12 protein-coding genes are annotated in these 13,105 nt (G+C 41.6%); 8 read left to right on the top strand and 4 right to left on the bottom strand.

What is annotated here, in order from left to right:
* Positions 1-60: 60 nt before the first annotated feature.
* Positions 61-540: a YbjQ family protein gene (locus BTV98_RS00230; RefSeq protein ID WP_058369223.1), complete on the top strand. Its 480-nt coding sequence runs from the start codon at positions 61-63 to the stop codon at positions 538-540.
* Here the strand turns inward: BTV98_RS00230 and BTV98_RS00235 are convergent.
* The gene (locus tag BTV98_RS00235; RefSeq protein ID WP_227511769.1) at positions 537-1,649 is read right to left on the bottom strand and encodes a formate/nitrite transporter family protein; all 1,113 of its coding nucleotides are present in this window, start codon (positions 1,647-1,649) and stop codon (positions 537-539) included. The two genes, BTV98_RS00230 and BTV98_RS00235, sit on opposite strands and share 4 nt — an antisense overlap.
* Positions 1,650-1,937: 288 nt before the next feature.
* Between BTV98_RS00235 and BTV98_RS00240 the strand changes: the two genes are divergently transcribed.
* The 6 genes from BTV98_RS00240 to BTV98_RS00265 all read left to right on the top strand — a co-directional run bounded on the left by BTV98_RS00240 (position 1,938) and on the right by BTV98_RS00265 (position 9,392).
* The gene (locus BTV98_RS00240) at positions 1,938-4,901 is read left to right on the top strand and encodes a valine--tRNA ligase (protein WP_075102699.1); all 2,964 of its coding nucleotides are present in this window, start codon (positions 1,938-1,940) and stop codon (positions 4,899-4,901) included.
* 240 nt (positions 4,902-5,141) lie between these two features.
* Positions 5,142-5,429, top strand: coding sequence for a hypothetical protein (locus BTV98_RS00245; RefSeq protein WP_075102700.1), 288 nt, complete (start codon positions 5,142-5,144; stop codon positions 5,427-5,429).
* Between the two features lie 32 nt (positions 5,430-5,461).
* Positions 5,462-7,372, top strand: coding sequence for a serine/threonine-protein kinase (locus BTV98_RS00250; protein ID WP_075102701.1), 1,911 nt, complete (start codon positions 5,462-5,464; stop codon positions 7,370-7,372).
* Between the two features lie 410 nt (positions 7,373-7,782).
* The gene (locus tag BTV98_RS00255; protein ID WP_075102702.1) at positions 7,783-8,271 is read left to right on the top strand and encodes a hypothetical protein; all 489 of its coding nucleotides are present in this window, start codon (positions 7,783-7,785) and stop codon (positions 8,269-8,271) included.
* A gap of 246 nt (positions 8,272-8,517) precedes the next feature.
* The gene (locus BTV98_RS00260; protein ID WP_075102703.1) at positions 8,518-8,943 is read left to right on the top strand and encodes a YbaN family protein; all 426 of its coding nucleotides are present in this window, start codon (positions 8,518-8,520) and stop codon (positions 8,941-8,943) included.
* Between the two features lie 239 nt (positions 8,944-9,182).
* Entirely contained in the window at positions 9,183-9,392 is a 210-nt protein-coding gene (locus BTV98_RS00265; RefSeq protein ID WP_075102704.1) for a cold-shock protein, read from the top strand.
* Between the two features lie 239 nt (positions 9,393-9,631).
* Here the strand turns inward: BTV98_RS00265 and BTV98_RS00270 are convergent, their stop codons facing one another.
* Positions 9,632-10,720, bottom strand: coding sequence for a YeiH family protein (locus BTV98_RS00270; RefSeq protein ID WP_075102705.1), 1,089 nt, complete (start codon positions 10,718-10,720; stop codon positions 9,632-9,634).
* A gap of 164 nt (positions 10,721-10,884) precedes the next feature.
* Here BTV98_RS00270 and BTV98_RS00275 point away from each other — a divergent pair, with 164 nt between their 5' ends.
* A complete protein-coding gene (locus tag BTV98_RS00275; RefSeq protein WP_058369505.1) occupies positions 10,885-11,826 on the top strand; it encodes a LysR substrate-binding domain-containing protein in 942 nt (313 codons plus the stop codon).
* Positions 11,827-11,920: 94 nt separating this feature from the next.
* Here the strand turns inward: BTV98_RS00275 and BTV98_RS00280 are convergent, their stop codons facing one another.
* Both BTV98_RS00280 and BTV98_RS00285 read right to left on the bottom strand, forming a co-directional pair.
* Positions 11,921-12,388 carry a universal stress protein gene (locus BTV98_RS00280; RefSeq protein WP_058369504.1) on the bottom strand — a complete coding sequence of 156 codons (468 nt, stop codon included), beginning with the start codon at positions 12,386-12,388 and terminating at the stop codon, positions 11,921-11,923.
* Between the two features lie 168 nt (positions 12,389-12,556).
* Complete coding sequence (locus BTV98_RS00285) at positions 12,557-13,018, bottom strand: universal stress protein (RefSeq protein ID WP_058369503.1); 462 nt, start codon at positions 13,016-13,018, stop codon at positions 12,557-12,559.
* Between the last annotated feature and the right edge of the window lie 87 nt (positions 13,019-13,105).

The following is a 13,105-nucleotide window of genomic DNA, read 5'->3' on the forward strand; positions in this document are numbered from 1 at the left end:
AGTGAACTAACTGCAAAACTCTTGCAACTTCACCTTCGCTTTTAAGATAAGAGACGTGCCATGAATGATTCTATGACTCAAATACTCATCAACTATGGGCCATTTGTTTTATTGTTTGTGATTGGTTGGTTTTTTGGTATGCGTCATGAACGTCAGCATCTAGCACAGCTGACAATTGCAGAAAAAGAGCTGGCTCATATCATTGTATCTAGTGAGCGTTTTTATCGACCCAATCTGACAGCTGATAGTGAAGGTGAGTTGGTGCTCGGTAGTGTCGTCATCGCACAAGATTATTTCAAAATGGTCATCGCTCGGGTTTTAAGTTTGTTTGGTAAAAACCTCACCACTTATGAGACATTACTAGACCGCTCTCGCCGTGAAGCTCTGGTACGTATGCGTACGCAAGCACAAGTTAAGGGCTACAATCACATCTATGGTCTGCGCCTGGAAGTCAGTAATATCAATCAGCTGGGTAGTATGGTCGAAGCCATTGCCTATGGCACCGCAGTCGTCAGCACCGATGATGCCAGAACACGCTAACGCCGACGTATACCCATCCGGGCTAGTCTACTGTTTCTATCATTTCTTGCTTTTTGCTTGACTCTTTCGATTTCAAATAAGAAAGTACGATTTTTTAGTACTGCCACAAACACGACACCCCCAACGGTGTTTCCTGCCAGTACTACCCCTAAAAACAGTAAGTAACCTAAGATACTTACCTTAGTGCCGTACATGAGCGCGGCGAATACTTCGATGTTGCCAACGATACTATGATGTAGTCCCAAAAAGCCGATACTACCAGTAATGAGCGTGACCAGGACAATGCGACTAATCGTATCGCGCGCTGAGGTGACAAGCCATGCTGCAACACCCATCATCCAGCCTGCTAATACAGCGCTACCGAAGATAACCCACCATTTAAAGCCTAATACATGCTCTGCATAAGCATCGATATCACTGACACTAAACAGATGCATATTCAAACCGAGTCCTATCATCAAGGCGGCAAAGATACAGCCGCCGGCGATATTGCCAGTGATAACAATACCCCAAAGACGCAGCAGCTTGTGTAATGGCTCTATTTTATTTAATACAGGTAAGCTTAATAGTGAAGTCTGCTCAGTGAACAATAACGACTGACCAATAACGACGATAATAAAACCTATCGGATATAACAATGAGGACAGTACCATTGCATATTGATTGGGTATCACTCCGCTAAGCAAGGCAAAAGCTGCTAAAATTATAAAAAAGCTAATGCCGATCTCAAGCCCAGCAGTAAAGGCACTGGTAAATAAAGAACCTAAAGAGCGATCAAACGTTTCTTTGGCATGAATGACTTGCTCGACTAAGATACTGGCGTAACTTTTTGCTTGACTTAAGTTGTCATCGCTAGCGACTTTTTTGATGGTTTCTTTATCTTCATCGCTGATCTCTTCTGGAAAGTCTTCATCCTTAAGATTTTCAGTGGCTTTGATTGTGCTACCCTTTTGCTCGTCCTCTTGATGTTGACTGTCCGCCATATCATCGTTGTGTTGCTCGTCTTCGCCATGGACACTATGCGCGTCATGAGCATTGTTATCAGCTACATGCGCATCGTTTGATGAATCAATCTGAGGGTCATTTTTACGTTCGGTATCTTGGGGCACAGTAAGCTCGCTGGTTATAGAATAATGATTTTGCTGCATAGGCTTATAGAACGTAACGCCTAACATAGGAAAGTACGCTATATTCTATAAAATGACTGTGGCCTATTATATGTAGCATTCGGCTGATTGCTGTTGTTAATTGTTTAATACACTCATTCAAACCTGATAAATTGACTCACCATCTAACAAAATCTGGCTATCTGCGTTAAAATCACCCTATTACTTATATTGCCTATTTTTCGTTATATTTTTTGGCCACATTCATTTTTACTAAAAGACAATTCTATTATGAGCAATCCTGAGAACCATACTGACATCAATACTAAGTCTAACCTAACTCAATCTATTCAAGCCGCCTTAAGCCAATTAGAAAACGCCTACAATCCCAAGGATGTCGAAGCCGGCATGTATCAAGGCTGGGAGGAGAGCGGTTATTTTGCCCCAACGTTTGATAAGGACGAGTCGTTCTCTATCGCCTTGCCACCACCGAACGTGACAGGCTCGCTGCATATGGGACATGGCTTTAACAACGCCATTATGGATGCGCTCACGCGCTATCACCGTATGGATGGTGACAATACACTATGGCAACCAGGTACCGATCACGCCGGTATCGCCACCCAAATGGTCGTTGAGCGTCGCCTAGAAGCACAAGGCATCAAACGTCGCGACATGACGCGCGAAGACTTTATCGATAAAGTCTGGGAGTGGAAAGAAGAGTCGGGCGACAACATTACCCGTCAGATTCGCAGGCTTGGCAGCTCGGTTGACTGGTCACGTGAGCGCTTTACCATGGATGACGGTCTATCAAACGCGGTAAAAGAAGTGTTTGTACGTCTGTTCGATGATGGTCTTATTTATCGTGGCAAGCGGTTGGTCAACTGGGATCCGAAGTTCCAAACGGCGCTGTCGGACTTAGAAGTAGAAAACGTCGACGAAAAAGGCAGCTTGTGGCATTTTCGCTATTATTTCACTGATACAGACCTGAAGACTCAAGATGGTAAAGACTACCTTGTCGTTGCCACCACTCGTCCTGAAACCTTACTGGGTGATACCGCTGTTGCCGTTAACCCAAGTGATGAGCGTTATTCTCATCTAGTTGGTAAAACCATCACTTTGCCAATTACTGGTCGCGTTGTGCCCATCGTTACTGATGATTATGTCGAGAGCGACTTTGGTACAGGCGTAGTCAAAATCACGCCAGCGCATGATTTTAATGACTATGAGCTGGGGCGACGTCATAGCTTGCCGCTGATTAATATCCTTGATGAGCGTGCCAACATTTTGCCAGCGATGGAAGTCTATCCTGATTTGCAGACGCGCGAGCCAACGTTAGAGACTACGCCGAGCGAGTACGCAGGGCTTGAGCGTTTTGCTGCGCGCAAACAGCTGATCGAGCAAGCGAGTAGCGAGGGCTGGCTAGAAGAAGTAGAAGACTACGCACTCAAAGCCCCGCGTGCTGAGCGTGGCGGTACAATCGTTGAGCCGTGGTTGACCGATCAGTGGTACGTCGCGGTTAAAGAGCTGGCTGGCCCTGCGATTGATGCGGTAGAAGATGGCAGCATTGAGTTTGTCCCTGCACAGTATAAAAACATGTATATGGCGTGGATGACTGATCTACAAGACTGGTGTATCAGTCGTCAGCTGTGGTGGGGTCATCGTATCCCTGCATGGTATGACGATGCGACTGGTGAAATCTATGTGGCCCGTGACGAAGCCGAAGTGCGCACTAAGTACAACCTAAGCGATGATGTGAAACTGCGCCAAGACGACGACGTACTTGATACATGGTTCAGCTCAGGATTATGGACGTTTAGTACGCTTGACTGGGCAGACCCTACTGCTGATCCGCGTGTGTTGGAGACTTTCCACCCAACTAGCGTGCTCGTGACAGGTTTTGACATTATTTTCTTCTGGGTCGCGCGCATGATTATGATGACCCTGCACTTCGTCAAAAATGAAGACGGCACGCCGCAAGTACCGTTTAAGACTGTCTATGTCCATGGCCTAGTACGCGATGGCAATGGTCAAAAGATGTCCAAATCCAAAGGCAACGTCTTAGATCCGATTGATTTGATTGACGGTATCGATCTAGAAGCGCTGGTCGAAAAACGCACCAGCAATATGATGAACCCCAAAGACGCGGCGAAGATTGAGAAGCAAACGCGTAAAGAATTCCCAGAGGGTATCCCAGCCTACGGTACCGATGCGCTGCGCTTTACCTTCACATCTCTTGCCAGTACTGGACGCGATATCAACTTTGATCTAAAGCGTGTCGAGGGCTATCGTAACTTCTGTAATAAGATCTGGAACGCCAGCCGCTTTGTATTGATGAATTGTGTGGATAAAGAAGGTAATGCCCAAGCGATTGACCAAGTGGCCAATCCTGACGTTTGGGAATTACCAGAAAAATGGATCATGAGTCGTCTAAACTCGACCATTAGCAATATCCATCAGCATTTTGCCCAGTATCGCCTCGATATGGTCAGTCATGATATTTATGAGTTTATCTGGAATGAGTACTGTGATTGGTATGTTGAGCTTGCCAAAGCTAGCCTCAATGATGACTCGGTATCTGACGAGCGTAAAGCACAAATCCGCTACGTATTGCTGCATGTGCTTGAGACCGCACTACGCTTTAGCCATCCAATCATGCCGTATCTGACTGAGCAAATTTGGCAGACGGTTGCGCCGCTATTGGGTCGCAAAAACACCGACAGCATCGTCATCGCTAACTACCCACAAACCGATAACGAGCTAATCAGTAAGCAAGTTGAGTCTGATATGGCATGGCTACAGGAGCTCATCGCCAACGTCCGTAATATCCGTGGTGAGATGAAACTGGGTAACGCGGTACGTCTGCCAGTGCTGCTACAAAACGTCTCTAGTGACGAAGAAGCGCGTCTATCACGTATCAAAAACCAGTTTAAAGCGCTTGCCAAAGTTGAGAGCTTAGAGATAGTCAAAGAAGGTGATGAGGTGCCATTGTCGTCATCAAGTATGGTCGGGCAACTGCGCGTGCTTGTGCCAATGAAAGGACTGATTGATCCAACGGCTGAGCTGGCACGTTTGGGTAAGTCATATGATAAGTTAAGAGGTCAATCCGAAGGTATCGCCCGTAAGCTAGGCAATGAAGGCTTTGTCAGTAAAGCGCCTGCTGAAGTAGTCGATGCTGAGAAGGCGAAACTGGCTGAGCTAGAAGGGCAGTTGACCGCGATGACGGCGCAGATGGGGCAGTTAAAAGCGTTGTAAATAAAATAAAAGCTTAAAGAGCATGGCCTTAGCATCGGAGTCCTTTACTAAGGGGCAAATATGCGATGCATGAGGCGGTGTTTTTTAATTACTCAGCTCGGCGCTCGTCCCTCGCGCAAAAAGCAAGCATAATAGATAAGCCACTATTTTATGGTGGTTTTTTATTTTTCTAAAAATAAGTCTACAATTATCTGTATAGTTGTACTATTAGTCAGATGTAATTCAAAAAGGAGCTTTACTATGGATGAGTCGTACTACAACAAATTTATAAGACTGCATGAGACAAGCGATAGTGTGGAAGCTAACGAATATCTTGAATGCGGTTGGGTATTAATAAATGTGGTCAAGACACAGGTGGCTGAGGAAAGTTGGAACACATATTATATTCTTGGATGGAATAAGGAACTAGAAAATATCAGTAGAGGAAGATCTTATAAACAGAGGATAGATGATGAATTTTTAAAAAAATATGGTAAAAAACCTGATGATGCCAATTTAGAAGACAATGATCCTGATGCTCCATTTTAATAACTTAAAAAAATTATAAAAGAGCTTGAATAATGAGTTATAAAAATATAAAAGCTGGCAATGAGATTAGGTCAAATGATACCGACTGGGTTTTAGAAGATCAAATAGGAAAAGGAGGTAACGGCGTAGTTTGGTCAGCTTTAAAAAAAGATACAGAGTCTGAAAAAATAGCTATTAAGTTTGTTAAATGTGCAAGCTCTACTAAAAAAACAAGATTTGATAGAGAGGTCACCATACAGTCAAATTTTGATCATGAGTCAATTGTTCGTATTTATGAGTATAGTACATCTGGAACTACTCGCTGGTTCACAATGCCTATCTGTAGTTCCGCTTCTAGTCTACTAGGTGATAGAAGCACGATAGAAATATGTGAGGAGTATATGAATATTGTTTCTGCTGTAAAGTATATTCATGGTGAGGGTATGGCTCATAGAGATATTAAGCCTGACAACATACTAAACCTAGATGGAAAACTTGTTTTAGCTGACTTTGGTTTAATATCAAATCCTGTAAGATCCAAAGATAGGCGTATCACTAAAGTTGGAACTAAGCTTGGTAATTTTGCAACCATTGCTCCTGAACTAAGGTATGTCAAAGATACTAATGCAGATTTTAAACCAGCGGACGTTTATTCCTTAGGTGTAACACTATGGATGCTACTAAATAGGGATGAAAATGGGTTTGACGGTCAATATGCTATCGCAGCTAAAAGTATGTTGGAGATAGCTTTAGAAGATGAAAAGTTAGAGCTGAGGAGTTTGCACGACTTACTTGAGAAAGCTACAGAATACGATCCTAAGCTAAGACCAAGTATTGAAGAATTTGAAGAAGAACTAATAAAGTGGATTGAAGCGACCAAAGACTTTGCGGTTCTTATATCTTCAAAATGGATAAATCTTCAAAAGGAAATAAACCCATACAATGCTCATTACTTAGTGTTTAACGATATAGATGCTATTGTTTCTGTCTTGAATAAAATAGTTCGGAACGATGAAGCGGCTAATCACTGCTTCTTACCTAGAGTAGGTGGATTAGATTTAACTAGAGCTGAGGTTAAAGAGAACGGAGAAGTCAGGTTGTTAATGAGCGGTACTTCTTATTATGATTGCCTACCAAAAGCATTACATTACGTCAATTATCAGTACAAACCATCAGAAAGCTATTTTTTTCTTGAAACGAAACCAATTACAAAGCCTATCAACTCAGGATTATATGAGAAAGACAAAGGAATAGTGAGCTATGCAGAGTTTGCAAATGGTGACTTAACCTCTGTTGAGTTGCATAAAGATGATATTTGGAAAGGTAGATATATTCCTAATGATACTAAAAGTGTTACTAGGGTATACGAAGGCAGTTTTCTTTTTGTCTCTAGACATTCTTTATATAATTCATATAGTCCAGCATACGATGCTAGACATTCAAAAATGGGTTTTGAGAAGTTCAAGAGTTACTACCCTAGACCTTACTGTAGTCTGCAAATTACACCTAGACCGCCACAGTTTATAGAAAATGATAATAGTTGGGAGAATGATCCAGAATCTTACATATATATGGATTCATTAGATGCACCGAGGGTATTATCGTTATTAGAAAAATGGCCTACTGAGAAAAAGAGTAATGATAACGAAGATAGTTTGTGGGAATCTATCATAGAGCAAGCATCCTTGGATTTTGATTTCTTAAAAGAGTTGAATTATGAAGAACTATTAGAGCTAGTTTGTATCATGTATCTAGGTAGAGATACATATGGTAAGAGAACTACATTAGAAATATGGAATATATATTTGAATCATATTAGAAATGTATCATATAAAGAATTAGTGAGAATTATTAAAGATAAAGTGCCTTCTGCCACCAAAGAGTATATTAGTCAGGGTTTGAAGTCTTTAGGAGCTGAGCAAGCTGACTATCATCAAAAACAAAAACCGCCCACAAAACTGTGAGCGGTTCTTTTACGCCAAAACAAAACCGAATTAGACACTACGTCCATACTATTTACCAAACACGATAACCTGTCTGCTATAAGCTATACTCGATCCACCATAAAAGAAATACAGCGCTATAGGGATAAATTTTTTGCAGCCTCTGTCTGCGTAGGCACAGCAAGCAAAGAAAAATTTGTTCCAGTAGCGCATTATGATATTTATACTTATTTTATTTAGGACGGAATATAGCATCAGTACAGCAAAATTAGGTCTTAGACATTTTATTACAAATCAAAGCGATAAGGCTGATAGTATAAATATAAGCGCACCGACTTCTCTAAAAATTAGAGTTATATAAGTAAAAGTAAGTGACGGGGTCGGTGTATAAGATATTTTTAAATCATGTTTTAGTGGATTTAGGAATAATAATGATGATAAATATACATGTAGTCTTTTGGGTCGCCCTGACATTTTTTACCTTTCTTGTGACCATGAGTCATATAAAAGGTTACAAATCAATCGTTGATAGAGACTCGATGCCAAGGGCACTGAGTAGCGATAAGCTCGATATTGAGCCCAGCTTTTATAGAGCTGATGCCACCTTGCACGATATTATATTTTTTCATGCGTCTGCCTCAGGTGCCGCCATCGTCCTATTGGTTTTGATTATAAAGGGTGAAATGTTATTCCCAGGAACGGTTGTTCTGTTTGGCCCACTATCTTCTATCGCGATATTCACTATTAGTATTGTGCTTCTTTTATTTGCCTTTTATTTCTATAGCATCTCAATTTTGAAACTTGGCGATACGCTGGCTAGAATGCAGTTTAATGGTAAAGGTATTGAGACCAAATACGCAATTTTGGCCGTTTTTGGATATTTTTTAATATTCCCGATTATTGCGTTAATACTGGTTTAAGGTTTTTTCAAAGCATTTTTAATGAAAACCGCTCATGATTTAATTTGTGAGCGGTTTTTGTTGGTCAAATTTATCCAGATATACTCAATGATAGTAAAATGTCGCAAAAATAGACTTGTGTCGTTCTAAGCGTTATAGCATGCTTACACACTTATATAGGTGACTGAGCTTTACTCTTTAAGCTGCGTTCTCGCTTGATAAGTTCATAGAGCTATCTATCTTTTATCTTGTATCGAAATCATATTTATGACTGACAATAAAAAATCCTTTTACTATCGACCAAAGACCAATCAATCCAGTAGTCCAACGATACGCTGGACGTTTGTGACGCTTGGCTGGTTATTTTTTGTGTTGGGTATTATTGGTATCTTATTGCCAGTGATGCCAACCGCGCCTTTTGTACTATTGGCAGCTGCCTGCTGGGCAAGAAGCTCGCGCCGCTTTCACTTTTGGCTGATCAATCATAAGTATTTTGGTAAGTATGTTCGCGATTGGGAAGAGAACCATGCTGTGCCTCTGTATGCTAAATGGCTTGCAACAGTGATGATGGGATTGTCAACGGCAATGTTATTTTATCGGCTGCCAGCAGATATGCTATGGATTGCATGGGCGGTGGCCCTTGTATGTAGTGGGGTAGCAGTATATTTGTTTCGCTTGCCCAATGCCAAATAAATGTGAAGTGATGATTAAAACACATGATAGTATATTCGGTTACATGAAATATAAGATAAAGCTTGCCATATAGGCTTGGACGTCTTATAATACGTCCAAGCTTAAAAGCAGTTCTGCACCAAATCATTACCTCGTAGTATTAGTTATAATCCTTCGTTTTAATATTTATCGTTCAGTAGCTATTTGCAAGCGTTACCGGTCACTAGACCATTAATAAATTTAAAAGTAGGATTATCGACATGTCAGATACTCAAAAAGGTACAGTTAAGTGGTTCAACGAAGCTAAAGGTTTTGGTTTCATCGCTCCAGAAAACGGCGCAGACGTTTTTGCTCATTACAGCGAAATCAGTGGTTCTGGCTTCAAAACTTTGGCTGAAGGCCAAGAAGTTGAGTTCACTGTAACTCAAGGCCAAAAAGGCCCACAAGCACATAACATCGTTGCTATCTAATTTGTCTTTATAGACAGCTAGATGAATAGATGTAAAAAAGCGGACCTTCGGGTTCGTTTTTTTTCGTCTATGATTTGGTATTTGAAGCACTGATAGTAGATGTAGTAATCGTTTTTCTTAAAAGGTTTTAGTCAATCATACTAGATTAGATGATAAATATAAAAAGGCCTCCGACTATAAGTAGTTGGAGGCCTTTTACGTTAGGTAATAAGGTGAACATTCAAGAATGGACAGGCAAACTACTGGATAAAGCTAATGCCAATATTAATAAGGCCACCGCCTAGTATCAACCAACCAAACATAATCGCTCCCAAAATAAGCGGTCTAACGCCTGCTTGCTTGATGGCGCTCAAATGAGTGGTTAGGCCTAGCGCAAACATGGCCATCGTCAGTAAAATATCATCTAACAAAATCATATTTTGCTCAAAACCCTCAGACATTGGTACCCATGTATGCAGTATGACAATAGCAATAAAGATAAAAGCAAACCAAGGTACGCTGACTTGTCTAATACGCGCTATAAACGATAATTTTTTATCGCTGTTTTGATTGTCGCCTTGGGTCAAGGCAAACGATAAAACCAGTAAAAATGGCGCGAGCATCATGACGCGTATCATCTTGGTGACAACTGCGGTATTACCAACCTCAGTGTTTACTGCATTACCAGCGACAACAACCTGTGCCACTTCATGGACAGTTGAGCCAGTATAGACGCCGTATTGCTCGGCACTAAGCCAAGGCTGTAACCAACCAAGGTGATAAAAAAACGGATAAAGCAGCATAGCTATAGTACCAAACACCACCACTGTTGCTACTGCAATCGTAACCTTGTGCGCCTCAGCTTTGACCACTGGCTCTGCCGCTATGACCGCCGCTGCACCGCAAATACTAGCACCTGAACCAATCAACAAAGTGGTTTTTTTGTCAACCTTTAACCACCTTGTGCCCAGCCAATACGTCAGTAAAAATGTCGATGTCAGTACCAGTGCATCCGTCATAATCGCTGGCATGCCAACGCTTGCAACTTGTGTTATTGTCAGTTTAAAACCATAAAACATAATGGCAAGTCTTAAAATTTGTCCTTTCGCAAAGACCACGCCCGCGTTTAAACGCTCAGCAAAATTAGGATAAATCGTATTACCAAGGATCATTCCAAGCAAGATAGCCAGTGTCAAAGATGACAGACCAACGATATGTCCATTCGACCACGTATTTAAACTGTTATTAAGCCATAAACAAAATAAGCTTCCAATCAGCACCACAATAAGCCCTGCCAAGTGACGATTGCTTGGAAAATAGTGAGTCATTGTTTGGGTCAAAGCATGCATAACAGACGCATCCTACTATCAATAATCAAGATAAGAATAAGCTTATGAATAGACAGTATAAGCCAACTTAAATTATAATAAAAACAGATTAATAAGATATAAACTATCGAAATTTTAGGTTAATAGACTTAACTTAAATAATTGATGTAGGATGCTATTCAACCATGAAAAAACCAATGCAGACGTTACCCAAGATTACTCTTAAACAATTGGCAGTATTTGTCAGTATTTATCAGACGGGTAGTACTAGCCTTGCCAGCGAAGCGCTGTATCTATCACAGTCGGCAGTCAGTAGTGCATTGACCGAGCTAGAGGCGCGCTTACAAATGCCTCTATTTGAGCGAGTAGGGCGTAGGCTTAATCGACATCCCAATGCCCACCCTGTTTATGTGCAAGCACAAGCAATCTTAGGTCAGTCATTAACGCTTGAGCAGTATCATAAGTATCAAGCAGGGCAGATTCACGTCGGTGCAAGTACGACTATTGGCAATTATGTATTGCCACCGCTGCTAGCTCAGCTGTATAAAGCGCTGCCAGAGGCCAATGTCGATATGTATATTGCTAACACCCAGGAGGTCGTCAACGAGGTTGAACAGTTAAATATTGATATTGCTTTAGTCGAAGGTATGCCGCGTCCGACAGACATAAAGGTCATTGAGCAGCGAGAATGGCGTACAGATACTCTAGTAATATTCGCTAAACACAATAGTAAATGGCTAACCCACTGGGCTAAGTATAGTGAAGACGAACATTGTTATAAGTTGACTATAGCGCAGTTAGCGAAGTTACCATTATTGGTACGTGAAGCAGGTTCGGGCACGCGGCAGATTATCGATGAACAATTACTTAAGCATCTGCCAGATGTCAAAGTCGTCATGGCGATTCAGCAGTCAGAGGCGATTAAAAATATGGTCAGTGCAGATATTGGGCTTGGCTGCCTATCGCAGCATGTGATTGAGGCAGAGTTGGCAGCGCAAAAGCTGGTACAAGTAAAGGTAGCAGGCATTGATCTGTCACGGACATGGTGGTTGGTTTGGCACAAGGCTCGTCATCAAAGTCCAATCTGGCAGACCTTTATAGATATTATTCAAGCGCAAGGTAATTAGAGGTACAGTTTAAGCGTTAAAAAAGCGCACCTTAGACAAGTAGCTACAGTGCGCTTCTCTCATTCATTAATAAGCAATATCTATATCAAATTTATTAGCTACGTTTTGATACTGGCTTATCAAGCCTGACGACTAAACTATCACAGGGTACGTTTGGTAAAATATTATCTGCGGTTGCACCGCTGAGCCATGCAGCAATACCATGGCGTTCATGACGACCGATGACCAGCAGATCAACATCGTTTTTATGGCAATAATTGACGATACCTTCACTGTTAGAAATGGCAGTCGTCACTTCAGAGTTTACCGCATTTAATTTGTTGCGCTCTAAAAACTGTGCTAGTTTTGCTCGCGCTTCTTGGCAGCGCTCATCATCGATCTCATCATATAAGCTTGAGGCAGGTACCAATTCATAACCAAAGCCCACCATGGTATCTTTGACGATATGCAATACCGATAGCTTGGAGCCAGGACGATTATCAACGATGCGTTTGGCTTTTTGAGCCACTATATCGGCATCGGCTAATAAGTCAGTGACTAGTAAAATATGTTGGTAACTCATGAGGGTCTCCTCGTAGCAAGTAGTCTTAACTATAGCACTACTGGTGACTGCTGTTAAGTAGTAGATTGTGCTCTTTAAAGGCCTTACTTAAACCAATAATGCATACTATTTAACAGCATTTAATCAGCTACAACCTTTTAAACAAATGACCATATGACTATGACAGTTTTACTCAAGCACTGGCTGATCAAGCTTGACCACCAAGCTATCACACGGAGCGTTAGGCAAGATGTTATCTGCCGTTGCCCCAACCAACCATGCAGCGATTCCGTGACGCTCATGACGTCCGATAATCAGCAAATCAACGTTTTTTTCATGACAATAATTGACGATACCTTTATCGTTAGAGATGGCAGCAGTCACCTCAGAGTTGACTGCCTGTAAGTTATTACGTTCAAGAAAGAGCGCCAGCTTGGTTCGCGCTTTTTGCCAGTGCTCACCATCGACATCACCTGACAGGCTGGACGCTGGTACCAGCTCATAGCCGAAACGTACCATGTCGTCTTCAACGATATGAAGTACTGATAATTTAGCTTCAGGAGAGCCTGCAAGGATACGTTTGGCTTTTTGGGCAACCATATCGGCATCAGATAGCAAGTCGGTAACCAATAAAACATGTTGGTAGCTCATAATGTGCTCCTATTAATGAATACCTTAATATTAGCAGTGCTGACCATCTTTGTTAAGGGTTAAAGCCATATTTTAATTGTGGTTATT

The organism is Psychrobacter sp. Cmf 22.2, assembly GCF_001921745.1.
In the GTDB taxonomy this organism is placed as follows: Bacteria; Pseudomonadota; Gammaproteobacteria; order Pseudomonadales; family Moraxellaceae; genus Psychrobacter.